General features: G+C 72.9%; 18 protein-coding genes. 7 read left to right on the top strand and 11 right to left on the bottom strand.

The annotated features are described in order from the left end of the window. Window positions 1–184: 184 nt before the first annotated feature. From ACFYY6_RS05510 to ACFYY6_RS05490, 5 genes are all read left to right on the top strand, one after another. A complete protein-coding gene (locus ACFYY6_RS05510; RefSeq protein ID WP_389191780.1) occupies window positions 185–3286 on the top strand; it encodes a nitrate- and nitrite sensing domain-containing protein in 3102 nt (1033 codons plus the stop codon). Further along, entirely contained in the window at window positions 3283–3762 is a 480-nt protein-coding gene (locus tag ACFYY6_RS05505; RefSeq protein WP_073781928.1) for a roadblock/LC7 domain-containing protein, read from the top strand. The genes ACFYY6_RS05510 and ACFYY6_RS05505 overlap by 4 nt, the downstream gene beginning before the upstream one ends. Then, window positions 3759–4169 carry a DUF742 domain-containing protein gene (locus ACFYY6_RS05500; protein WP_351520787.1) on the top strand — a complete coding sequence of 137 codons (411 nt, stop codon included), beginning with the start codon at window positions 3759–3761 and terminating at the stop codon, window positions 4167–4169. Before ACFYY6_RS05505 ends, ACFYY6_RS05500 begins: the two co-directional genes overlap by 4 nt. Next, on the top strand, window positions 4150–4797 hold the full coding sequence (locus ACFYY6_RS05495) for an ATP/GTP-binding protein (protein ID WP_351520786.1): 648 nt from the start codon (window positions 4150–4152) through the stop codon (window positions 4795–4797). The genes ACFYY6_RS05500 and ACFYY6_RS05495 overlap by 20 nt, the downstream gene beginning before the upstream one ends. 66 nt (window positions 4798–4863) lie before the next feature. Beyond that, window positions 4864–6111: a styrene monooxygenase/indole monooxygenase family protein gene (locus tag ACFYY6_RS05490; RefSeq protein WP_351628931.1), complete on the top strand. Its 1248-nt coding sequence runs from the start codon at window positions 4864–4866 to the stop codon at window positions 6109–6111. Between the two features lie 86 nt (window positions 6112–6197). On the opposite strand, the gene ACFYY6_RS05485 is transcribed toward ACFYY6_RS05490, so the two are convergent. From ACFYY6_RS05485 to ACFYY6_RS05465, 5 genes are all read right to left on the bottom strand, one after another. Next, entirely contained in the window at window positions 6198–7418 is a 1221-nt protein-coding gene (locus tag ACFYY6_RS05485; RefSeq protein ID WP_389191777.1) for a C40 family peptidase, read from the bottom strand. 197 nt (window positions 7419–7615) lie between these two features. Beyond that, window positions 7616–10237: a PQQ-binding-like beta-propeller repeat protein gene (locus ACFYY6_RS05480; protein ID WP_389191774.1), complete on the bottom strand. Its 2622-nt coding sequence runs from the start codon at window positions 10235–10237 to the stop codon at window positions 7616–7618. A gap of 111 nt (window positions 10238–10348) precedes the next feature. Further along, window positions 10349–10615, bottom strand: coding sequence for a hypothetical protein (locus tag ACFYY6_RS05475; protein ID WP_351524919.1), 267 nt, complete (start codon window positions 10613–10615; stop codon window positions 10349–10351). A 132-nt stretch (window positions 10616–10747) separates the two neighbouring features. Beyond that, window positions 10748–11497: a TetR/AcrR family transcriptional regulator gene (locus ACFYY6_RS05470; protein WP_389191771.1), complete on the bottom strand. Its 750-nt coding sequence runs from the start codon at window positions 11495–11497 to the stop codon at window positions 10748–10750. Between the two features lie 408 nt (window positions 11498–11905). Further along, a complete protein-coding gene (locus ACFYY6_RS05465) occupies window positions 11906–12841 on the bottom strand; it encodes a diiron oxygenase (RefSeq protein WP_351628941.1) in 936 nt (311 codons plus the stop codon). A gap of 260 nt (window positions 12842–13101) precedes the next feature. Here ACFYY6_RS05465 and ACFYY6_RS05460 point away from each other — a divergent pair, with 260 nt between their 5' ends. Beyond that, entirely contained in the window at window positions 13102–14220 is a 1119-nt protein-coding gene (locus tag ACFYY6_RS05460; RefSeq protein ID WP_389191768.1) for a ferritin-like domain-containing protein, read from the top strand. A 101-nt stretch (window positions 14221–14321) separates the two neighbouring features. On the opposite strand, the gene ACFYY6_RS05455 is transcribed toward ACFYY6_RS05460, so the two are convergent. The 6 genes from ACFYY6_RS05455 to ACFYY6_RS05430 form a co-directional block, all read right to left on the bottom strand. After that, window positions 14322–15203 carry an alpha/beta fold hydrolase gene (locus ACFYY6_RS05455; protein ID WP_389191765.1) on the bottom strand — a complete coding sequence of 294 codons (882 nt, stop codon included), beginning with the start codon at window positions 15201–15203 and terminating at the stop codon, window positions 14322–14324. A 115-nt stretch (window positions 15204–15318) separates the two neighbouring features. Further along, window positions 15319–16464 (bottom strand): amidase family protein, encoded by a 1146-nt coding sequence (locus ACFYY6_RS05450; RefSeq protein WP_389191844.1) that lies wholly within the window; start codon window positions 16462–16464, stop codon window positions 15319–15321. A 74-nt stretch (window positions 16465–16538) separates the two neighbouring features. Beyond that, window positions 16539–18005: a penicillin-binding protein 2 gene (locus ACFYY6_RS05445; protein ID WP_351524914.1), complete on the bottom strand. Its 1467-nt coding sequence runs from the start codon at window positions 18003–18005 to the stop codon at window positions 16539–16541. After that, window positions 18002–19471 (bottom strand): FtsW/RodA/SpoVE family cell cycle protein, encoded by a 1470-nt coding sequence (locus ACFYY6_RS05440; RefSeq protein ID WP_351524913.1) that lies wholly within the window; start codon window positions 19469–19471, stop codon window positions 18002–18004. Before ACFYY6_RS05440 ends, ACFYY6_RS05445 begins: the two co-directional genes overlap by 4 nt. A 200-nt stretch (window positions 19472–19671) precedes the next feature. Continuing rightward, entirely contained in the window at window positions 19672–21225 is a 1554-nt protein-coding gene (locus ACFYY6_RS05435) for a HAMP domain-containing sensor histidine kinase (protein ID WP_351524912.1), read from the bottom strand. After that, window positions 21222–21989 (bottom strand): hypothetical protein, encoded by a 768-nt coding sequence (locus tag ACFYY6_RS05430; RefSeq protein ID WP_351524911.1) that lies wholly within the window; start codon window positions 21987–21989, stop codon window positions 21222–21224. Before ACFYY6_RS05430 ends, ACFYY6_RS05435 begins: the two co-directional genes overlap by 4 nt. A gap of 610 nt (window positions 21990–22599) precedes the next feature. Here ACFYY6_RS05430 and ACFYY6_RS05425 point away from each other — a divergent pair. Then, entirely contained in the window at window positions 22600–23301 is a 702-nt protein-coding gene (locus ACFYY6_RS05425; RefSeq protein ID WP_351520155.1) for an ABC transporter ATP-binding protein, read from the top strand. Window positions 23302–23354 lie beyond the last annotated feature (53 nt).

The raw sequence follows: 23354 nt of genomic DNA, 5'->3' as shown, positions 1-23354 counted from the left end.
GGAGACTTGTTCGTCAACTCTGGAGTGATGTTCACTCGTTCGGGTGGCGGAGCGGTTGATGCGCGCCCCCTTCTCAAAAGCACTGGAATGGTCGGAAGCCGTACCAGGGGTCGGGGCGCTCGCTCACACGTGACCGCGCGTCACCTCTGCTTCAAGGGCGGACGAGTCAAGATTGCGAGCACCGGTGCAGAAGAAGCGGCCTCGGAGCAAGGGCGGCAAGAACAGCGGTTCCGGGGTGACGCCCCCGGCGCCCGCCGAGAGTGCGAGCACCCGACGAGCCGTGCGTGTGCGCAGCCGGCTGGTCGCCGGTGTCGCGGTCGTCGGAGTCACCGTCATCGCCGCGGGCGCCCCGGCGATCCTCGGCGTCTCCGCCGATCTGAACGAGTCGCAGCGGCTGGTCACCCTCGCCGAGTTGAACCAGCAGTCGATCGCGCTCGCGCACGCCCTCGCGGACGAACGCGACGACGCCGTCGCCCGCATCGCGGCCGGCCGTGACGGGAAGTCCGGGGGGAAGAAGGGCGACTCCGGCGCCCGTGTCGACCGGCAGGTGGACGAGATCAGGTCGGCCGCCCCCGCCGCGCTGCGCCGCGACCTCGCCACCATTCCGTCCCTGCGCCGCGACGTGCTCGGTGGCAAGGGCACGGCGCTGGAGGCCCACCAGGCGTACTCCGAGATCATCGCCAGGCTCCACGGCGTGGCCGCCGAACTCACGGAGAAGATTCCGCCGCGCGCCGCCGGCGCCACCCGCGCCCCGCTCGCTCTCGGCCGGGCCACCGAGCAGGCGTCCGCCACCCGCGGGCTGCTGGTCGCCGCCCTCTCCGTGCCCCGGGCGGACGCGGCCCCGCAGATCGACCCCGTCACCGGCCTGCCCGTGCAGGGCCAGGGCGGGGCCGGTGGCAAGGACGACCGCACCCGTGACGCACTGAGCGCCGCCGCCCAGCAGGCCCGGGTCGCCGAACTCGCCTCGCTCGCCGACTTCGACCAGAGCGCGGGCTCCGCCACCCGCGACAAGCTGTCCACCACCGTGACCGGGCCCGAGGTCTCCAAGGCGGAGAAGTACCTCGACTCCCTCACCGACCGGCCCGAGCTGTCCGAGTCCGAGCAGGGGACCAGCGCCAAGAAGGTCGAGGAGGCGCTGTCCGCCCGGGTCGACCGGATGCGTGGCGTCGAGTCGGCTCTCGGCACCGAACAGGTCCGGCGCCTCGAACAGCTCCGTGACGACGACGTCACCGCGCTCGAACTGAGGATCGCGCTGCTCGGCGGCTGTCTGCTGATCGCGGTCGGTGTCTCGACGGCCGTGGCCCGCACCCTCACCCAGCCGCTCGCCGTCCTGCGGATCGGAGCCGCCCGCCTCGCGGCCGAGCCCGCCACCGCCGAGCCCATCCGCTACAAGGGCCGCAACGACGAGTTCGCCCAGGTCGTACAGTCCGTCAACACCCTCCACGGCAGGCTCCGGGCCCTGCACGGCGAGCATGACGGCCGGGTCGAGAGCCTCCAGGCCGAACGGTCCGAACTGATCGCCGGACGCGAGGCGCTCACCCGCCAGCGCGCCGAACTCCAGGTCCTCACCGCGGATCTGACCGCCCAGCTGGAGCGGCTGCGGGACACCGTCGACCACACGTTCGTCAACCTCTCGCTGCGCACGCTCGGTCTCGTCGAGCGTCAGCTCGGTGTCATCGAGAGCCTGGAGGAGCGGGAGCAGGACCCGGAGCGGCTGTCCACCCTCTTCAAGCTCGACCACATGGCCACGGTCATGCGACGGCACAGCGAGAACATGCTGGTTCTCGCGGGCGCCGAGCACGGGCACGGGCACGCGAACCCGATCCCGCTGGTGGACGTGGCGCGCGCCGCCGTCTCCGAGATCGAGCGGTACGAACGGGTCACCATCCAGTCCCTGCCGCCGCACGCGCAGATCGCCGGCTTCGCCGCCGACGACCTCAGCCACCTCGTCGCCGAACTCCTGGAGAACGCGACCTCGTTCTCGCCCCCGGACTCCCAGGTCCAGCTCTCCGGCTGGCTGCTGGAGACCGGTGAGGTGATGCTCTCCGTCCAGGACGAGGGCATCGGGATGTCCCCCGAGCGGATGGCCGACCTCAACACCCGGCTCGCCGACCCCGCCCTGTTCGACTCGACGGGGCGGGACGACAAGGGGATGCCCGACGCGGGGCTCGGCCTCCACGTCACCGCCCTGCTGGCCGCGCGCCACGGCGTACGGGTCCAGCTGCGCGACCACACGGGCAGCGGGATCACCGCGGTCGTCGTGCTGCCCACGTCCCTGCTGCCGAAGGCGCCGCCGGTCGCCACGCCGCCCCCGGTGAAGGTCGCCGGGGACGGCCCCGGGCTCAACCTGCCCGGATCGGTCGCCGAGGCCAATTCCAACGCGCTGCCCGGACGCACCACGCCCGGTGGGTCGGGCGACGACCCGCTGATCGCCGCCGCCGAGCGCGCCATCCGCGCGTCCGGAGCCGCGGCCGAACCCGCGCCCGACCTCGACCACGCCATCGGTCACACCGCCGAACGCGGCACGGACCACACCGCCGACCGGTCCGCGGACCACACCCCGGCCCCGGAGGCCCCCGCCGTCCCCGGCCCGCAGGATCCCGCGCCCGCTTCCGCCCCGGCCGCCGGGGCGGTCGAGGCCGAGTCCGAGATCACGATGCAGGTCCGGCTCCCGGCGGCCCCGGAGGCCACGGACGCCCCCGCGACCACGGCGCCCGACCCGTATCTCACCGTCACCGACCCGTACGGCGTCGGTGCCGACCCGTACGCCACAGGTGCCGCCCCCGCCCCCGCTCCGGCCGCCGCGGACGCGGACGCATACGCCATCGGGCCCGACCGGCACGAGCGCACCGCCGACGGAGCCCCCGAGCCGTACGCCCCGACGGGCACCCCCGAGCCGCACGCGGCGCCCGCACCGGCACCCGCCGCCGAGACCGTGCCGGCCCCCCGCCGGCCGGAGCAGCCGCATCAGGAGACCATCACGGACAAGGGGCTGCCCAAGCGCACCCCGAGGGTCGTCAAGCCCAGCACGGCGCAGACCACCGAGCGCAAGGGCAGCCTGGACAAGGACGCGCTGCGCCGTCGGCTCGGCGGCTTCCACCAAGGCGCCAAGGACGGCCGCCGCGACGTCGAGGCGGAACTCGCCACGGCCCCGGCGACCGGTTCGTTCCCCGGGACCGCAGTACCCGCCGGGCGCACCCCGCACACCGACCACAGCGGGCCGGCCGACCGTACCAACGACCGAACCGATGAGACGGGGGACACAGTCGAGGAGGCACGCAGTTGACTGCGCCCAGCACATTCGGGCTGAGCACCGAGGCCCGGAACCTTCACTGGCTGCTGAGCAATCTGGTGGAGGAGGTGCCAGGGGTCCACTCGGTCACCGTCGTGTCGTCCGACGGGCTCATGCTGCTCTCCTCCGACCCCGGCCATCTGAACGCCCGGGCGACCGGTCGGCAGGACGGGCCCAAGGGGTCCAGCGCCGACCTGGCCACCATCGTCTCCGGTATCGGCAGTCTCACCCAGGGCGCCGCGAAGCTGATGGACGGTGGCGGGGTCAAGCAGACCATGGTCGCCATGGACGAGGGCAGCGTCTTCGTCATGTCGATCAGCGACGGCTCGCTGCTCGGTGTGCACGCCACCCCGGACTGCGACATGAGCGTCATCGCCTATCACATGGCGCTGTTCGTCGGCCGAGCCGGACACGTACTCACCCCCGAACTCCGCAGTGAGCTGCGCAAATCGATGGAGAGCACCCAGTGACGTCCGCCGCTGAACCCGCCCGCAGGCTCCCGGTCCGCGGGTCCGACCGAAGGTCCGCGCGGGTCCGCCCGTACTCGCTCACCGGCGGACGCACCCGCTTCGGCCACGTCCTGCTCGTCGAGACCTTCGTGGCCGCGCTCGAAGCACCCGAGGAGCGCCGCGAGCTGACCAACGGCAAGCAGCCCCGTCTGATGCCGGAGCTCCAGGCCATCGTCGAGCTCTGCCGCCGGATGCGTACGGTCGCGGAGATCTCCGCCCTGCTGAAGATGCCGCTCGGCGTGGTCCGGGTCCTGCTCAGCGACCTGGCCGACCAGGGAAAGATCCGCGTGTACGGGACCGGCCACGGCGCCGGGCAGCCCGACCGCGCACTGCTCGAAAGGGTGCTCGATGGACTCCGTCGTCTCTGAGACGTCGCTCTTCGCCCCGCGCCGGCCGGGCGCCGTGGACCAGGCAGAGGAATCGCTGCAGTCCTGGCAGTTGGACCACACCCGGGCACCCATCGCCACCAAGATCGTGGTCGCGGGCGGTTTCGGCGTGGGCAAGACCACCTTCGTGGGGTCGGTCTCCGAGATCACCCCGCTGAAGACCGAAGCGATGATGACCCAGGCCAGTGAGGACACCGACGACCTCACCGCGACGCCCGACAAGCTCACGACGACCGTCGCGATGGACTTCGGCCGCATCACGCTTGCCGACGACCTCGTGCTGTACGTCTTCGGTACCCCGGGCCAGCAGCGCTTCTGGTTCATGTGGGACGACCTGGTGCGCGGGGCGATCGGCGCGGTCGTGCTCGCCGACACCCGCCGCCTCGCCGACTGCTTCCCCGCGCTCGACTACTTCGAGAGCTGCGGCCTGCCGTACATCGTCGCTGTCAACCACTTCGAGGGAACAACGGAGTTCGAGGCGGAGGACGTCCGGGAGGCCCTGACCATCCCTCCGCACGTGCCTGTTGTGATCATGGACGCGCGTAACAGGATCACCGTCGTCGAGTCGCTGCTCGCCCTCGTCGGTCACGCCCTGGACGCCACCCCCTGACGGGACGGCCGGCCGCCCCGGCCGGTCCTTCCGTGCGACAGTCACGCAGAACATCGGAGAACCGCGATGCGGAGAATACTCATAGTCGGGGCCGGGCAGTCCGGCCTCCAGCTCGCCCTCGGACTGCAGTCCAAGGGATATGAAGTCACCCTGATGTCCAACCGCACCGCCGACGAGATCCGCTCCGGCCGGGTCATGTCGACGCAGTGCATGTTCCACACGGCGCTCCAGTACGAGCGCGACTACCAGCTCAACTTCTGGGAGTCGCAGGCCCCGCGCATCGAGGGCCTCGGGCTCTCGGTCGCCGCCCCCGACTCCTCGCGCGCCGTCGACTGGGTCGGCAAGCTGGACGGCTTCGCCCAGTCCGTCGACCAGCGCGTGAAGATGGCCGGCTGGATGGAGACGTTCGCCCAGCGCGGCGGTCAGCTCGTCATCCACGGCGCGGCCGTCTCCGACCTGGACTACTTCTCCCGCACCTACGACCTGGTGCTGGTCTCGGCCGGCAAGGGCGAGCTGGTCTCCATGTTCGCCCGGGACGCCTCGCGCTCCCCGTTCGACGCCCCGCAGCGCGCCCTGTCCGTCGCCTACGTCCACGGCATGGGCCCGCGCCCCGAGCACCCCGAGTTCGACGCGGTCCGCTGCAACCTGGTCCCCGGCGTCGGCGAACTCTTCGTGATGCCGACCCTGACCACGTCCGGCCGTGCCGACATCCTCTTCTGGGAGGGCGTCCCCGGCGGTCCGATCGACGTGTTCCAGGGCATCAAGGACCCCTCCGAGCACCTCGCCAAGACGCTGGAGCTCATGGAGCGGTACCTGCCGTGGGAGTACGCCCGCGCCACCAAGGTCGAACTGACCGACGCGAACGGCACGTTGGCCGGCCGCTACGCCCCGACCGTCCGCAACCCGATCGGCCGGCTGCCCGGCGGCGGCCTGGTGCTCGGCGTCGCGGACGTCGTCGTCGCCAACGACCCGATCACCGGCCAGGGCTCCAACTCGGCCTCCAAGTGCGCCAACTCGTACCTGGACTCGATCCTTGAGCACGGCGACCGGCCGTTCGACGAGACCTGGATGCAGGCCACGTTCGACCGCTACTGGGAGACCGCGCAGCACGTCGTGAAGTGGACCAACGCGATGCTCGGCGTCCCGCCGGAGCACGTGCTGAACCTGCTCGGCGCGGGCAACCGGTTCCAGGCGATCGCCAACCGGTTCGCCAACGGCTTCAACAACCCGGCGGACTTCGAGAACTTCTTCTTCGACCCGGAGAAGACCAACGCCTACCTGGCCGAGGTGGCGGGCACCGCGTCGGTGGTCTGACCACGACGGTCCGGGCCGGGCGTCCGTCGGATCACCGACGGCGCCCGGCCCGGGCCGCCTACGGGCCGTGCCGTTTGCGCCGGGGCCTATTCAGCAGGTGCGGAGGACGAGCCGTAGCCGGTGTCCGAGCCCGCGGTCGCGCCCCGGGGGAGCGGCGGGGGCGCGTACGCGGCCAGCGGCGCGCTGCCCGGGTCCGGCCGTACGGCACCCAGCAGCGGATTGGACGCCACCGGCGACACCTTCACCCGTGTGCCGGGCCGGGGGGCCTGCACCACCAGGCCCTTGCCGATGTACAGCGCCACATGAGTGGCCTTCGGGAAGTAGATCACCAGGTCGCCCGGGCGCAGCGCCTTCAGCGGCACCCTGGCCAGCTGCCGCCACTGTTCCTGCGAGGTCCGGGGGATGGGCCGGCCCGCCCTCGCCCACGCCCACGAGGTGAGACCGGAGCAGTCGAACGAGTCGGGGCCCTCGGCGCCCCACACGTACGGCTTGCCGACCTGCTCGATCGCGTACCGCACCGCCTCGCCGCCCGCCGAGGAAGGTGCTCCGGCGGCGGGCAGCGCCCTGGACGCGACCAGGGCGTCCTGGGCCCTCGCCGTGCCCTCCCGCTCCAGCCGGGACAGTTCGGTGAGCCGTGCGGCCGACAGCGTGGCCAGCTTCTTCTGGACGGCTTCGAGGCGGGAGCGCACGGTGTCCCGCTGTTTCTTCCGCTGCGCGGTCAGGACCTTCTGCCGGTCCAGCACCTTGCGGGATTCGGCCGCGAGCCCGTCGGCGCGCTTCTCGGCCGCCGTGAGCCGCCGCACCGTCGCCGCCCGTCCGGCCGCCATACGCCGGACCATGTGCTCCTGGTCCAGGAAGTGCTCGGGGTCGCGGGACAGCAGCAGCCGCACGTACGAGGAGAGGTCGGACCGGCCCTGGTACTGCTCCCGGGCCAGCTGCCCCGCCTCCTCGCGGCTCCGGGCCAGGGCGGCCCGCGCGGTGGCGAGGGAGGCGTCGAGCCTCTTCGCCTGCGCCGCGCGCTTCTTCAGCTCCGCGGCGGTGCCGTTGTACGCCTCGGTGGCCTCCTCGGCCTGCTGGTACAGCTTCTGCAACTGGGTGAGGAGCTGCGCGGCACCGCCCCGGCCCGGTCCCGGTGCTGGTGCCGGTACGGACGCCGATGCCGGAACCGGCGTCCTGGGGTCGCCGGGCGGCCTCTCCGCGCTGCCCGCCAGGGGCCCCGGGGTCGCCTGGGCCGCGGTCGCGGACCAGGCCACGACGAGCGTGGAGAGGAACGCGGTGCACATCGCACGCGGGAATCCGCCTGACACGACATCACCTCCGGGCACGGGTGCAGCACGAAACCACCCCGTAAGTGGGCGCAACGGTCAATACGGTTACTCGATGCCGAGGGAATGCAAGGACCCGTGCGGTGTGGCGGCATGCCGGTTCACCCGGAGGGCGGCTGGTGCGTGCCGACGCGTCGGCACGCCGCGGGCCTCCCGGTGGACCCCTTCGGTCGCGGGCTTCAGGCGACGGGGAAGGCGTAGAAGACCCGGTCCCGTTGGACGATCGCGGTGCCGTCGGTGGCCAGCACGCGGTACGGGGCGGTGATCGTCGGACCGTCCGGCTCCTGGGCCCCGATGTCCTGGAACTTCCACAGCCGCCGTCCGTCCTGCGCGGCGAAGGCGGTGACCTGGGAGACGTCCGAGGCCAGCAGCGTCCTGCCGGTCGTGCTGACCGTCACCGCGGGTGCGGCGCTGCCGGGGACGGCCTCCGTCGAGCGACGCCAGCGGAGCCGGCCCGTCGCCCGTTCGACCGCGCTCACCTCCTGGCCGAGGTTGCTGGTGTGCAGCAGCGTGCCGCTGACGACCGGGGTGCCGTACGGGGCGCCGCTGGTGCCGTTCAGCGTCCACTTCGGCTTGCCCGTGGGCGTCTCGAACGCCTGGAGGCCGTCGCCGACCGCCGCGTACAGCAGCCCCTGCTCGTCGCCCGATGCCGCGCCGGCCGGTGCGACCGCGCCGATCGCCCTGGCCCACAGTTGTTTACCGGTCTTCCGGTCGAAGCTCCGGAAGATTGCCTTGCCCTTGGCCGCCCCGACGTCGGCGGGGGTGAGCGTGGCCGGGGTCTGGCGTACGACGACGTCGTTCTCCCGGACCGCGATCACCCGGTAGGCGGGGGCGGCGGGGCCGCGCCCGGTCGGCACCGGGGTCCGCCACAGCTCCGCGCGGCGCACGACGTCGTGGGCGAACAGGTAGGAGTTGACGACCTGACGGTCCTTGCCGCGCTTCTTGCCCTTCTTCGGGGGCGGGGCCTTGACGGTGACCTTGTGCGAGCCGGTGAACCAGACCACGGGCCCGGACGCGCCCACGACCCCCGCGACCGCGAGGTCCGGAGCGCCGGGGACCCGTTCCGCGTGGGCCTCCCGGTGCACGACCTTGCCGTCCTTCGCGGACAGCCACAGGAACTCCCCCGGGGCGGCGACGAAGCAGAGGTCCTTCCCGGCCGGCAGCACGGTGTGGCCCTCGGCCGCCTCCGGGCTCGCCCAGAGGCGGCGCCCGGTGCGCAGGTCGACAGCGGTCGCCCCGTTCTCGTCGGTCAGCACCAGCAGCCGGTCGTTCCAGAGGGCGGCGGCGAGCGGGGACGGCTCGGCCGCCGGATGCCGGTACACCCAACGCGGGCGCGGCGGAAGCCCCGCCACGACGGCCCGGCTCGGTGCGGGCTTGGGATCGTCCGTCGCTCCGTCGTCGGACGCCAGCGCGAACGCCCCGCCGCCACCGACCGCCAGCCCCGCGACACCGGCCGCGAGCCCGATGAACAGGCCGCGCCGGTCGACGCCGGGCCGGGCGGGAGAGGCGGACGGGACGGCGGAGGCGGGAGAGGCGGGGGATGCCGCGGGGGCCGCGAGCGGGAGCGGCGCCGACGGAACGGGTGCCGCCGGAAGGGGCGGCGCGGGCGCGGCGGCCGGTGCGGGCGTCGGCGCGGGGGAGGGGGGCGCGGGCGACGCGGGGGCGCCGGTGAGTTCCTGCGGGACGGACAGCTGGGTGGTGGCCTGGTCGGTCGTCGGCACGCGGCGCGCGATGTTCCCGAGCTGCGTGGTACCGGTGTCCGCGGCGACAGGGGATTCCGCGGCGGGGGCAGAGGCAGGAGCGGAGCCGGGGGCGGCCTGCGGAGTCGGTTCGGCGGCCGGAGATTCCGGCAGGTGACCGGTCGCGCTCAACTCCCGTACCCGAAGCGACTGTTGCTTCACAGCAGCCGCCAGACGCTCCGGCAGCCAGCCGTCCTTCGTCAGGTCTGCCGATCCCTGTGGGGCCAGTTCGGAGGCCACCGCCCCCGCGTCGGGCCGGTCGGCGGGGTCCTTCGCCAGACAGCGGGCGATCGGGCCGCGCAACTCCTCGGGTACCGCGCCGAGTTCGGGATCCGTGCGGGCGATGCGTTCGGCGCCCTCGGCGGCCGGGCCGTCGGCGAGCGGGGTCGTGCCGGTCGCCGCGTACGCCAGCAGCAGGCCGAGCACGAAGAGGTCGGAAGCGGGGCCGGGTTCCTCGCCCTCGACCTGCTCGGGGGTGAGGTAGCCGAGCCGTACCGACAACTGCCCGCCGGGCCGGGCCTCGGCGGCGGCCGCGGCGCCCAGCGGGCCGAACGCCGTGAGCCGGGGGCCGTCCTCCGCCAGCAGCACCGTCCGGGGAGCCAGCCCCTGGAGCACGGCCCCGGTGGCGTGGACCCGGGAGAGGGTCTCGGCGAGGCCCGCCCCGAGTATCCGTACGGCCTGTTCGGGGAGCGGGCCCGAGACCTCGATGGCGTCGGCGAGCGTCAGGGCGGGCACGTAGGGGGCGGCCGTCCAGGGCAGTTCGCCGTCCGTGCCGTCGACGGGGGAGCCGGGCCCCGGCCGTTCCCCGTTCCCGTCCGCGGCCAGCAGGGCCGCTGTACGGGCCTCCGCCTGGAACCGGCGCCGGAAGGCGGGCAGTACGGCGAGTTCGGGGCGGGCGGCGGTGACCACGACGGCCGGTTCCGTGCCGTTCGCGGCCGGCCCGGAACCACCGGGGGGCGTCCCGTGCGCGAGGTACTGCACGGCGCTCGCGGTCTCCCGGAGCCGCGCCAGCAAGGCGTACGGTCCGATGCGACGTGGATCGTCCTGACGCAGCGCCTCCATGGCGCACCCCCTTGCTGACCGCTGACCGCTGACCGTGCCCGGCACCAGAGCGTCGATCTTACGACCTCGCCCACGATGGGCAGCGGCGTCGCGGCGTCTGGGACCTCCGCCTCAGTTCGGCTTCGACCAAGGCCACTTGGGGCTGTGCCGCGTCCGTCCCTCGAGGACGTACTCGTACACCCAGCCGCGTTGGATCCCCAGCCGCTTGGTATGACCGGCCGGCGCCCTGCGGTACGCGTGCACGGTGGCGGGACCCCCGTCGGCGTCCGGCACCGGGACCTCGTACCACTTGGGGGGATGACCGGTCGGGCCGACCAGGACGGGCAGGACCCGCCCGTCCAGCGGGCCGCCGGTGAAGGGTGTGTTCTCGCTTCGCACATCCCCAGTCTCACCCACCGGCCGGCTCCCGGGACGCCGCGGTGCCGCCGACGCCCCGATGCCTCCACGCCCCGACGTTCCGGGAACGGCCGGCAGACCCCCGGGAACCCTCGATGCGCCGGGAGCGGCCGGTCAGCGCTCGGGCAGCAGGTGGGCCGCCCCGCCGACGACCGGGAGCAACCGCTGTGCGAGCCGCCCGGCCGGGCCCGCCCCGTCCTCCAGCGACAGGAGCGCCGCCACCGCCGCCGCGGCCTCCGGATCCGTCGCCGCCGTCGTGGCCAGCATCCCGATCAGCTGGTCCACCAGCCAGTCGCGCAGCTCGGACGCGGCGGGCCGCTTGCCCTCGTCCAGCCAGATCAAGGACGCCGCCTCGACGGCGGCGATCCAGGTGCGCACCATCATCCGCAGCCGGGGCCCGGCCCCCGGGCCCTCGTCGCCCCGGCCCAGGTGCAGCAGGATCTGTTCGGCCGCCGCCCGCCGCACCTCGTCCACGATCGCCGTCGTACGGGACGTCTCCACGACGCTGCCGCCCCGCAGCAGCGCGCTGAACCCGGTGTCGTGCTCGTCCACGAAGGCCAGATACCGGTCCAGTACCCGCAGCACTCGTACCGTGGGCGGGCCCGCGGGCGGCTCGTTGAAGCACAGGATCAGTTCCTCGGCGGCGGACCGCAGCGCCGCCTCGTACAACTGCTGCCGTCCGCCCGGGAAGTAGCGGTACACCAGCGGGCGGGAGACCCCCGCGACCTCCGCGACCTCGTCGAGCGACACCTCGTCGGGCGCCCGGTGGGCGAACAGGGTGAGCGCCGCGGCGAGGAGCTGGGAGCGGCGTTCCTCGACGCTGAGCCTTCGGTACGCGCGATTCGGCGGGGCGGCAGAGGTCATACGAGGAAGCCTAACGACCTCGTCCACGATTGGCAGTGGAGGAAGGAGCGGCGTCTGGGGCCTTCGAATCCAAGGCGGAGGAGTGAGTCGGATGGGTCTCCCCTGCTCGAAAGCAGCTGAGAGCTCGGGGAAGGAGCGTCGGTGACTGACGACAACGCCGGAGGCGGAGGTCCCGGACACCGCGACGCCGCTGACAATCGTGGACGAGGCCGTAAGCGAGCCCTGCCGCACGGGGACCGGCCGCGAGCGACCCGACCGCGAGCGATGCGACCGCGACCGGATCCGGGCGCCCGATCCGCGACCGACCCCGGTGACCGGTCCCGGTGACCGGACCGGTGTGGGCCCCGGGTCCTTCGTCCCGGGTCCGGGTCGATGGACCCGGAGGGGCCCCGCCGGGTCCGTCCCCGTTCAGGCCAGCAGGCCGGAGCTCCGCCACAGCCTGCGTCCCAGCCCGTTCAGCACCCCGATGTCGTCGAAGAAGTCCGTCAGCCGCTTCGCGCCGTTCTGCATGACCTGCGCCCGGTGGCGGCTCGCCTTCACCTGCGCGACGGCCTCGCGGCGGTCCAGGCCGACGTTCTCGTACACCTGCGGGTTGACGAAGCAGACGGAGAAGACACGGGCCGCCTCGCCGCAGCTGAGCCGGGTCAGTTCGCGTTCCCAGCGCGGGGCGGTCACCATCTGGCGGCGCAGTTCCTCGCGCGCGTACCGGACGTGCCGCGCCTCCTCGACCACGTGGATCCGGGTCACGCCGCGCACCAGCGGCTGGACGCGCTCGTCCGGGAACGTCAGGCGCTGCATCCAGTCGAGGATCTCCTCGCCGAGCAGGGTCGCCGCGAACGAGCCGGGCGTGGTGGAGACGGTCTTCAGCACCCGCGCGAGGTTGTGATAGACGCGTGGTACGGGGTAGTCGGGCGCCCCGCTCCACTTGATCATGCGGCCGAACATCATCGAGTGCCGGCACTCGTCGGCTATCTCGGTGAGCGCGTAGCGGACGTGGTCGCTGGTCACCGGCCGGTCGTAGATGTGCCGGACCAGCAGCTGCATGAGGATGATCTCGAACCAGATGCCGAGCGAGGCCAGCGACGCCGCCTCGTGCCGGGACAGGTCGAGCCGCTGCTCCTCGGACATCCCCCGCCACAGCGGGGTGTCGTAGAGCGAGACGAGCTCGGGCGGCCAGTGCCACTTGCCCGCCTCGGGCGGCGAGCCCCAGTCGAGCTCCTTGTCCGGATCGAAGGAGTGCTTGGCCGAGGAGTCGAGCAGGCGCGCGGCGATCTGTTCGCGGTCCCGGAGCGGGCCGATCGCGTCGCGGAGCAGCCGCACGTCACGTTCGGTCACTGGAGTCATGGCTGGGGTGCCTCTCACAAGGACGACAAGAGGGATGAAGGCGACAATGGGGGGATCGGGGCGAGGGCGGAGATGGGGGCGGCCGGGGTGACCGGTCGGCGTTACCGGCGGTCACTCTTTATGAGACTGCTTGTCAGTAAAGTCGTCAATCCCTTGCGCGCAACTTGTTGACCCGGTGTCTATCAGCGTGTGAACCTGCCAACCGATGTGACAGGCAAGGAACGTGACGGATTACGTACGCGAGGCGTGAGGAGCCGTCCATGTCGACGCTCGACCTGTACACCACCGCCCCCGACGCACTGCTGTGGCAGGTGCCCGCCACCGGCGCCGCCCGCTTCAGCTGGGACTACGACGACGGCCGTGAACGCCTGCTCGCCCTCTACCAGAAGGGCAAGGACAAGCAGTGGGACGGCAACAAGCGCATCGACTGGTCCCTGGAGGTCGACCCCTTCGACCCGCTCGGCGCGCCCGACGACGCCCTGACCCTGTACGGCACGCCGCACTGGGCGAAGATGACCGACAAGGACCGGGGCGAACTGCGCAAGCACTACGCCTCCTGGCAGTTCAGCCAGTTCCTCCACGGTGAACAGGGCGCCATGGTCTGTGCGGCCAGGATCGTGGAGTCCGTACCCGACCTCGACGCGAAGTTCTACTCCGCGACCCAGGCCATGGACGAGGCCCGGCACGCGGAGATATACGGCCGGTTCCTGCACGAGAAGATCGGGATGCTCTACCCGGTCAACGACAACCTCCAGGCGCTGCTGGGCGACACCCTGCGCGACTCCCGCTGGGACATGCCGTACCTCGGCATGCAGGTTCTCATCGAAGGACTCGCCCTGGCCGCGTTCGGCATGATCCGCGACACCACGGACAAGCCGCTGCCCAAGCAGATCCTCGCCTACGTCATGCAGGACGAGGCCCGCCACGTCGCCTTCGGGCGGATGGCGCTGCGCGACTACTACAAGCAGCTGAGCGATGCCGAGCGCCGTGAGCGCGAGGAGTTCGTCATCGAGGGCTGCTACCTGATGCGGGACCGGCTCCGGGGCGTCGAGGTGCTGGAGAACTTCGGCATGGGCAAGGAGGAGGCGCACGAACTGTCCGAGCGTTCGCCGTTCCTCCAGCTCTTCCGCAGGCTGCTGTTCAGCCGGATCGTGCCGTGCGTCAAGGACATCGGGCTGTGGGGCGAACGGCTCCAGCAGGCGTACGTGGACATGGGCGTCCTCGAACTCGGCGACACCAACCTGGACCTGTTGATGACCCAGGACGAGGAACTTGCCGAGCGACTGGACCGGGAACGCTTCGCGGCGGAGGAGAGCGCCCGGGTCGCCGAGGTCGAGGAGGCGGTGGCGCACGGCGCGTCGAGCACGCCGGCGGAGTAGCGAGGGCGGGCCTCCGGCGTGCCGGCCGGGGGCGGCGCCCGCCCCCGCGGAACGCGCGGGCCCGTTGGGCGCCCGGGGCCGCCGCCCCCGCCTTCACCGGCTCAGAGCCGCGCGACGAACCCCCGTACCAGCTCCGCCACCCGCTCGGGGGCCTCCAGCAGCATCGCGTGTGTCGCCTCGATGCCCTCGACGGTGACGCCCGCCCGTTCGGCCGCCAGCTCCGCCAGGTCCCGGGCCAGGCCGTGCCCGTACGCCTCCGTCATCTCGTCCAGCCACTCCATGCCGGGGGTCGCCGGTACCCGGTGCAGGGCCCGGACCAGCAGCAGCGGGCAGTGGACGCGGCGGAACAGGGCGAAGAGATCAAGGGCGTCCATGGCGTCCAGCATCTCCAGGGCGCACTCCCGCTCCGGCAGCAACTGCCACCCGCCGTCCGGGAGTTCGCGCACGGACGCGCGGAACGACGCCTTGGCCCGCTCGTACGGAATGCCCAGACCCACGCTGTACGCGGCCTGCTGCTCCACGTATTCCGCGGGCATCCGCAGCCCCGCGGAGGCCCGCGCCATGGCCCCGATGTCGGCCAGCCGACGCGCCACCTCGTCCGGGTCCATCCCCGGGTACTGCGCGGGCGTGCCCCACCAGAAGCCGTCCAGGTTCACGGCTCCCGGCACGCGGCCCGGCCGCTCGACGGCGTACGAGGCCGCCACCATCCCGCCCAGCGAGTGCCCGACCGGGACCACCGGGTCCACGATCCCCAGGGCGTTCAGCGTTTCGTCCAGGTCGTCCAGCACCGCGTCGAACGACCACGACGATGTGGTGCCGAGGCCGTGCCCGGGCAGGTCGACGGCGAGCACCCGGTGACCGGGGCCGAGGTGCGGCACCACGGCGTCCCAGTCGGCGAGGGAGCGCGAGGCGGCGTGCAGGAGGAGAAGGACCGGCCCGCCGTCAAAGCCGCCACCGTGATCGCGTAAGTGAAGAACAGTCATGCGGCCACGGTAGGGCGCGAAAATCGGAGCGAGATCATCCGACGGCACGACGGAACGGGGCCCTCTCCGGGGCCATAATGGATGTACGCCGTCCGCCGGGACCGGACGGCGTGTGTCATGACCGCACGGTGGACAGCGCGTCCTGTGCCGCACGGGCCGTTTCGACCAGCGAGACGTCCGCCCCGTACTCCGCGACCAATTGCAGACCCACCGGGCAGCCGTCCGTCGTGAAACCGGCCGGTATGGTCGCGGCGGGATGTCCGCTGAGGTTGAACGCCCAGGTCAGGGCGGTCGAGTAGACCTCGCCGGGACCGCCGTGGCCGTGCGGACGGTTCGGGGTGGTCGGGCTGAGCAGCAGCGGCACGCCGGCGAACAGCGCGTCCAGTCGGCGGTCGTTCTCGCGCCGCAGTTCGCGGGTGCGGGGGGAAGGCTCCCCGCCCCGGACCTCCTGCCATGCCTCCCGGGGATCGAGCAGGTCGCACGTGCGGTCCGTCAACCGCACCACGCCGGCCGCCACCAGGCGGTCCACGGCGCGCCGGACCACGGCCGCGACCTCCGGTTCGATGTCCGCGTATCCCAGGTCCGGACTGAAGACGGCCGGGACCGGGAGGGCGGGCGCCGCCTGCGGGTCCGCCTCGGGGACGCGGTGGCGGTGTCCGCCAGGGACGCCCGGCAGGCCCTCCGGGCCCCGGCCGCGGTTCGCGTCCAGTACGCAGCGCAGGTACGTCAGGGCCCCGGCCGCCGAGCGCGTCAGCACCCCGGCGGAGGCGAGCCCGGTCCGGTCGGGCGAGGGCAGCAGACCGTTCGTCGTCTTCAGGCCGAACACCCCGCACCACGCCGCCGGGATCCGTACCGACCCCGCCCCGTCGCTCCCGGTGGCCAGCGGCACCATGTCCGCCGCGACCGCCACCGCCGAGCCCGCCGAGGACCCGCCCGGGGTGCGGTCGGCCCGCCACGGGTTGACCGTGCGGCCGTGTGCGCCCAGCCCCCATGTCTGCCAGGGCGTGCCGGGGCCCGGGACCGAGGTCGAGCCGACCGGCACCGCACCGGCCGCGATCAGCCGTCGGGCGGCGTACGAGCGGATCCCGGCCCGCCCCTTGACGGCGAACGGCAGGGCGCCCAGCGGGAGGTGGGCGGCGCGTTCCGCGTCCGCGACCGCCTGCTCGTGCCACACCTCGACGAAAGCGGACAGACGCGGGTCGTCCCGCCCGATCCGCTCCAGCGCCGAGACCACCGCGCCCGCATCGCCCGTACCGGTCATGCCCGTCACGCGGTCACCCCCGTATCCGCCACGCGGACCGTATTCGCCGCGCGGTCCCCGTATTCGCCGCGCGGTCAGTCTCGCAGGATGCCCAGGGCGGCTTCCATCACGGAACGCGCGATCGGGGCGGCGCTGCCGCCGCCGCTGATGTCGGCCCGGTGGGCGGCGGCGTCCTCCACGACCACGGCGACCGCGACGGCCGGGCGGCCCGAGTCCGGCGACTGCGCCCAGGAGATGAACCAGGCATACGGCAGGCCCGAGTTGTCGATGCCGTGCTGCGCGGTGCCGGTCTTGCCGCCCACGGTCACGCCGTCGATCGCGGCGTTGGAGCCGGTGCCGCGTTCCACGACGTCGACCATCATCTCGCGCAGCAGCATCGCCGTACGCGGGTTCATCGCCCGCCGGTAGGTGCGCGGGTCGTACCGGCGGACCACCGAGCCGTTCTTCGTGGTCGTACGGTCCACGAGATACGGGTACTTGAGGTCGCCGCCGTTCGCCACGGCCGAGGCGACCATCGCCATCTGGAGCGGGGTCGCCGTCGTGTCGAACTGCCCGATCGACGACAGCGCCAGCTGGTCGTCGCTCATCTCGGTGTCGAAGTTGCTCTTGACCACCCCGGACGGGATCCGCAGCCCGGTGTCGTCGAAGCCGAACCGCCGTGCCGCGTCGACCATGCCGTCCAGACCGACCCGTACCCCCAGTTCGGCCATCACGGTGTTGCAGGAGACCCGGATCGCCTCGGCCAGCGAGGCGTTCTCGCAGTCCTCCGCCTCGTTGGGGAGCGTGGTCCGGGTACCGGGCAGCACGTACGGCGACGGGGTGTCGGTCCCGGCGTCGGGATCGACGACCACGTTCGCGTCGAGCGCCGCCGCCGCGGTCACGATCTTGAAGGTGGAACCCGGCGGATAGGTCTGCCGGATCGCCCGGTTGAGCATCGGCAGGCCCTTGTCCGCGTTCAGCCGCCGCCAGGCGTCGGTGACGGACGGACCGGTGCCGGAGATCAGCCCCGGATCGTACGAAGGGGTCGAGACCAGGGCCAGGATCCTGCCGGTCGAGGGCTCGACGGCGGCGACCGCCCCCCGTCGCCCGTCGAGCCCCTCGTAGGCGGCGCGCTGCATCGTGGCGTCGATCGTGGTGACCACGTCGCCGCCGGGCTGCCGGCTCCGGGTGATCTCGTTCCACAACGGGAACGGGGCGAGCGCCGAGTCGGTGCCGGACAGGACACCGTCCTCGGCGTGTTCGATCAGGGTGGTGCCGTACGTCTGCGAGGCGTAGCCGGTCACCGGCGCGTACACGGGGCCGTCGCGGTACGTGCGTTCGTACGCGAGCTGCTCGCCGGTGTTCCTGGAGCCGGTGACGGACGTCCCGCCGACCAGGATGTCGCCGCGCGCCTGGCTGTAACGGGTGATCGTGAGGCGGCGGTTGGCGGGGTTCTCGTCGAGGCTGTCGGCCTCGAAGACCTGGATGCGCGCCGCGTTCAGCAGCAGGGCCACCAGCAGCAGGAGACAGAGGGCGGCGGCACGGCGGATGCAGCGGATCACGGTACGTCCTTCGGTCCGGGTGTCGTGCCCTTCGGTCCCGGCGCCGCGCCCCCGCCCTTCGGCCCCGGCCCGGTGCCCTTCGGCCCGGGTGCCGGGTCCTTCGGTTCCGCCGCGATGACCCCGGTCTCCGCGTGGGCGGGCTGAGGGCGGCGGGCCTGGTCACTGAGCCGGATCAGCAGCGCCACGATGATCCAGTTGGTCACGACGGACGATCCGCCCTGCGCGAGGAAGGGCATCGCCATGCCGGTCAGCGGGATCAGCCCCATCACCCCGCCCGCGATCACGAACACCTGGAGGGCCAGGATCGAGGCGAGACCGATCGACAGCAGCCGCCCGAACGGGTCGCGCAGGGCCAGCCCGGCGCGGTAGCCGCGGGCCACGAGCAGCGCGTACAGCAGGAAGATCGCGGTCAGCCCGGTCAGGCCCAGTTCCTCGCCCGCGGTCGCCAGGATGAAGTCCGACTTGGTGGCGAAGCCGATGAGGATGGAGTGGCCGAGCCCGAGCCCGGTGCCGAGCATCCCGCCCGCGGCGAAAGCGAACAGCGACTGGGCCAGCTGGCTGGGTCCCCGTCCGGCGGCGATGGTGGCGAACGGGTCGAGCCAGTCCTGGACCCGGCTGTGCACATGCGGTTCGAGGGAGCCGACGACGAACGCGCCCACCGCGGCCAGCAGCAGGCCCACCGCGATCCAGCCGGTCCGGCCGGTCGCCACGTACAGCATGATCACGAACAGGCCGAAGAAGAGCAGCGAGGTGCCGAGATCGCGCTCCAGGACCAGTACGCCGACACTGAGCACCCAGATCGCCACGATCGGGCCGAGCACCCGGCCGGTGGGGAACTGGAGCCTCCAGATGCGGCGGCCGGTGAAGGCGAGGGCGTTGCGGTTCGCGGCGAGGTACGCGGCGAAGAACACGGCGAGCAGGATCTTGGCGAACTCGCCGGGCTGGAAGGAGAGTCCGCCGACCCGGATCCAGATCTTGGCCCCGTTCACCGGGGGGAAGAAGATCGGCAGGATCAGCAGGACCAGCGCGGTGGCGACCGAGAGATAGGCGTAGCGCTGGAGCACCCGGTGGTCGCGCAGGAAGACGACCACGGCGATGAACAGCGCCACGCCGAGCGTCGACCAGACCAGCTGGGTGGGTGCGGCCTGGTCCTTCGGGGTCTCCAGGTCGAGCCGGTAGATCAGCACCAGCCCCAGCCCGTTGAGCAGTACGGCGATGGGCAGGAGCAGCGGATCGGCGTACGGGGCGCGGAAGCGGACCGCGAGATGGGCGAGGAGGGCGAGCAGGCCGAGCCCGCCGCCGTATCCTGCCACGTCGGGCGGGACGGCACCGTTCCTGGCCAGCCCGACGGCCGCGTAGCCGTAGACCGGGACGAGGACGGCACCGACGAGGAGCAGTAACTCGACCCCGCGCCGCTTGGGCAGACGCAGAGCGGGCGGGGGTGTGTCCGCCGTCGTTACGGTCATGCCACGCAACGTAGCAAGATGCGGGGGCTATTTCCCTTATGTCATAGCGGGAATGTCAGCCGGGGACGCCGACCGGGGACGCCGACCGGGCACGGCGGCCGGGATCGTCGGGCGTGCGGGTCGGCCGTGCGCGTCGGTCGGGCATGGCAGCCGGGCCCGGCGGTCGGGCCCGGCGTGCGAAGCCCGTCCACCAGGGCGCGTCAGCCGGGGTTCCCGTCCTGCGCTCTCGCGTTCCCGTCCCGTGCCGTCGCCTCGTCGGGCCGCCGTGCGCGCGCGGCTTCGTCGCCGTCCGGCCGCCGTACGCGGTCCGCCGTTTCCCTCTCCGACGCTCGGGCACACGTCCCGTCGTCGTCCGGCCGTGCGTACTCCGGGAGCGTCAGGCGTGCCACCGCGCCGCCGCCGTCCGGGGCGTTGGCGAAGGTCAGCTCCGCGCCGATCGCCGCGGCCTGCCCGACGGCGATGGTCAGCCCCAGGCCGTGCCCCTTGCCGCCGCTCTCGGTACGGAACCGCTGCGGGCCGCCGTCCAGCAGGTACTCCGGGAAGCCGGGCCCGTGATCACGTACGGTCACCGTGGGCCCGTCCACCGTCAGCAGCACCGGGGGCCGGCCGTGCTTGTGCGCGTTGGCGATCAGGTTGCCCAGCACCCGCTCGACCCGCCGTCTGTCGGTCTCGACCCGTACCGGCACGGGCAGCCGCGCGGGCGTGTGCTCCCGCCGCCGCGCGGCCCCGGCCGCCGTACCGGCGCCCGCCCCCGTCGCGGTCTTCCCGTGGCGGACCTCGGTCTTCGTCCCGGACGCGCGCACCACGCGCTCGATGAGCGGCGCGAGTTCGAACACGTCGAGTTCGACCTGTTCCGTACGGGCGTCGAGCCGTGAGATCTCCAGCAGGTCCTCCGTCAGGGCCCGCATCGCGCTGACCCGGTCGCGCACCATCTCGGACGGCCGTCCGGGCGGCAGCAGTTCGGCGGCGGCCGTCAGACCGGTGAGCGGGGTGCGCAGTTCGTGCGCCACATCGGCGGTGAAACGCTGCTCGGCCAGCAGCTTGCGCTGGAGGGTGGAGGCCATGGTGTCCAGCGCGCCCGCGACGATCGCCACCTCGTCCTGCGGACGCGAGGGGTGCGCCGTGCGCGGGTCGTCGACCCGGGCGTCGAGGTCGCCCGCGCTGATCCGGCCGGCCACCCGGGCCGTCTGGTGCAGCCGCCGGGTGACCCGGGTGACGGCGAACGCGCCGACGAGCAGGGTGGCGCCCGTGGCGAGCAGCGAGGAGCCGACGATCGCCCGGTCGAGCGCGTTGATCGTGCGGACGCTCTGGCCGTAGTCGACCGTCGTGGCCAGTGTCCCGCCGTCGGCCGGGGCGGCCGCCCACATGGCCGGACGCCCGTCGCGGTCGGCGACCAGCGTGCCGCGCTCGCCCCGGGCGGCCAGCGTGCGCAGGGCGGGGGGCAGCCCCGGCGGATCGATCCCCGAGCCCGGCGGCAGCGCCTCGCCCGCCTCGTACGCGGTCGTGACCTCCGAAAGCCGGAACAGCGCCTTCTCGCGGGCCTCGGCAACGGTCGTGCGGGTCACCTCCCCGTGCACCAGCACGCTGAGCAGGGCGGCGAGGGCGCAGCACATCACCGTGATGAAGACGGCCGACTTCCAAGTGAGCGTCGCCGTCCAGGCCGGGATCCGCAGGCGCCGCGGCCCCGTACCGGTCCGTCCGCCGGATCCATGACGCCGGGCCGCCGCACCCCGCCGGAGGCCGTACGGTCTCATCGCCGCTCCGCGGTGGCGCCGGCCGACGGGGTGGCGGTGGTGTCCGGGACCGGGCTCGGCGGGCCGGTCTCGACGGGGGTCCGCGGCGCACGGGGCGAGGGCATCCGCAGGATCTCGTCCCGTGTGGGCAGCATGGCGCGCTGCCGGTCGTCCCAGGACCAGGCGGTGCGGTACTCGTACCCCCGGATGGCCGACGGCACCCGCGTGATCAGGTCCCGCCCGGCCAGCTCGATGCTGATCACGGCGTCCGCGGTGGACAGGATCCGGGTCAGACCGCCCGCCTCCGGCTTGTAGACGCGTACGGAGATCTGCTGGTCGGGCAACCGGATGCCCAGCACCATCTCGTCCTTGCCGTCCCCGGTCAGATCGCGGAAGTAGGGGCGCAGCACCGGACAGGAGGCCGGTTCCTCGCGGCACGTGTCGAGGCGGCGGACGGTTTCGGCGGGGAGGTCCTTCGCGCCGCCGGACCGCTCGGAGCGCGCCTTCAGCCCGGCCCGCACCACCGCGACCGGGTCCAGCCGGTGCACGTCGCCGTCCGGCACCTCGATCCCCGGGATGCGCGCGGTCTCGCCCTCGCCGTAGTCGTACGGGGCGGCGGAGGCGGGCGGCAGCTCGGGCCAGAGCCGGGCGGGCCCGACGGCCTGCGGGGCCGGTCCGTTGCTCCGCAGCCCGCCCCCCGCACCGCAGCCGGCCAGCAGCACGGCACCGGCGGCGGCCCCGAGGGCCGACGCCGTACGGCACCGCACGCGGCGACGCGGACGCATGTCACGCTCCCTTCCCTTGGCCCATGCCCCTAGTGCTGCGACCGGAAAGGTCCACCGGCTTGCGACGCCCGGCACGGCACCTCGCCGCGTTGTCGCATCACCCGAGTACGTCCCGTACGAGGGCGATCCTCCGCCTTGCGACGCACCGCACCGGACGCCGCGAGCCACCCGGCAAACCTTTCCGGCCACAGCACTAGACCTTATGCGGAGGGAAGTCGTTTATTCCTATTTAGTACTGGCTGTGTACGGGTGCGGTACAGGGGGTTCCGATCGATGCCGTCGCGCGCACGGCGACCCCCGTTTTCCGTACGGACGGTGACGAGTTCGCGACGCGTACGGTGGCGGGTTCGCACGGACGGGTGCGGGGTCCGGCCGGTCGCGCGTGGGCTCCCGGGTCCTCGCCCGGAAGGTTCGGCACATGGACCGACAGCTCGCCCGCGGCATGGGCCCTCCGGAGGACATGGGGCACCGAAGGAACTCCGCGACCTCGGCCGATGCGTCTCCCCTCGGGGATCGGTCCCGCGGCGGGTGAAGGGCCGTAGAAGCATTGAGGGCCGGGCGGAAGGCCGCGATACTGACGACCGGCCCACGGGGGATCAAGGGAGGACACATGAGCCAGGTTGTCGCGGGGACCATGGTGCGCGTCGAGGACGTCCACAAGTCGTACGGCCAGGGAGCCGCCGCCGTCCATGCCCTGCGCGGCGTCTCCTTCGACATCCCCCGCGGTGAGCTCGTCGCGCTCAAGGGGCGCTCGGGTTCCGGGAAGACCACCCTGCTGAACGTCGTCGGAGGGCTCGACGCACCGGACCGGGGCCGGGTCACCGTGGACGGTCTGGACCTGTCGGAGCTCGGCGAGGACGGCCTGCTGGCGCTGCGCCGGGACCGGATCGGCTTCGTCTTCCAGTCCTTCGGCCTCATCCCGATCCTGACGGCCGCGGAGAACGTGGGCGTGCCGATGCGCATGCGCCGTGCCGGCGTACGGGAGCGCGAGGAGCGGGTCGAGCTGCTGCTGTCCCTGGTGGGCCTCGCCGACCACGCGGCCCAGCGGCCCGGCGAGCTCTCCGGCGGCCAGCAGCAGCGGGTCGCCATCGCCCGCGCCCTGGCCAACAACCCCTCGTTGCTGATCGCCGACGAGCCCACCGGGCAGCTGGACGCGGAGACCGGCCATGCCGTGATGGAACTGCTGCGTGCGGTCGTGCGCAGCGAACAGGTCACCGCGCTGGTGGCCACGCACGACGCGACGCTGCTCGACCTGGCCGACCGGGTGCTGGAACTGCGCGACGGGGAGATACGGGACGAGACGGGGGAGTAGGCCGAGCCATCGCCTGTCAGGACTGCGTCGACGGCCTCCCCCGACCTGCTCCT

Origin of the sequence: Streptomyces sp. NPDC001750 (assembly GCF_042892615.1) — a bacterium.
In the GTDB taxonomy this organism is placed as follows: Bacteria; Actinomycetota; Actinomycetes; order Streptomycetales; family Streptomycetaceae; genus Streptomyces.
Note: the sequence above shows the minus strand (reverse complement) of the source record. Positions and strands in the feature narration are given on the sequence as shown.

What these genes read in the sequence shown, in the direction of transcription:
- ACFYY6_RS05480 (WP_389191774.1), bottom strand. Translation starts at nt 10,237, where the DNA reads ATGGAGGCGCTGCGTCAGGACGATCCACGTCGCATCGGACCGTACGCC.
- ACFYY6_RS05495 (WP_351520786.1), top strand. Translation starts at nt 4,150, where the DNA reads ATGGACTCCGTCGTCTCTGAGACGTCGCTCTTCGCCCCGCGCCGGCCG.
- ACFYY6_RS05425 (WP_351520155.1), top strand. Translation starts at nt 22,600, where the DNA reads ATGAGCCAGGTTGTCGCGGGGACCATGGTGCGCGTCGAGGACGTCCAC.
- ACFYY6_RS05465 (WP_351628941.1), bottom strand. Translation starts at nt 12,841, where the DNA reads ATGACTCCAGTGACCGAACGTGACGTGCGGCTGCTCCGCGACGCGATC.
- ACFYY6_RS05430 (WP_351524911.1), bottom strand. Translation starts at nt 21,989, where the DNA reads ATGCGTCCGCGTCGCCGCGTGCGGTGCCGTACGGCGTCGGCCCTCGGG.
- ACFYY6_RS05490 (WP_351628931.1), top strand. Translation starts at nt 4,864, where the DNA reads ATGCGGAGAATACTCATAGTCGGGGCCGGGCAGTCCGGCCTCCAGCTC.
- ACFYY6_RS05455 (WP_389191765.1), bottom strand. Translation starts at nt 15,203, where the DNA reads ATGACTGTTCTTCACTTACGCGATCACGGTGGCGGCTTTGACGGCGGG.
- ACFYY6_RS05460 (WP_389191768.1), top strand. Translation starts at nt 13,102, where the DNA reads ATGTCGACGCTCGACCTGTACACCACCGCCCCCGACGCACTGCTGTGG.
- ACFYY6_RS05470 (WP_389191771.1), bottom strand. Translation starts at nt 11,497, where the DNA reads ATGACCTCTGCCGCCCCGCCGAATCGCGCGTACCGAAGGCTCAGCGTC.
- ACFYY6_RS05435 (WP_351524912.1), bottom strand. Translation starts at nt 21,225, where the DNA reads ATGAGACCGTACGGCCTCCGGCGGGGTGCGGCGGCCCGGCGTCATGGA.
- ACFYY6_RS05450 (WP_389191844.1), bottom strand. Translation starts at nt 16,464, where the DNA reads ATGACCGGTACGGGCGATGCGGGCGCGGTGGTCTCGGCGCTGGAGCGG.
- ACFYY6_RS05440 (WP_351524913.1), bottom strand. Translation starts at nt 19,471, where the DNA reads ATGACCGTAACGACGGCGGACACACCCCCGCCCGCTCTGCGTCTGCCC.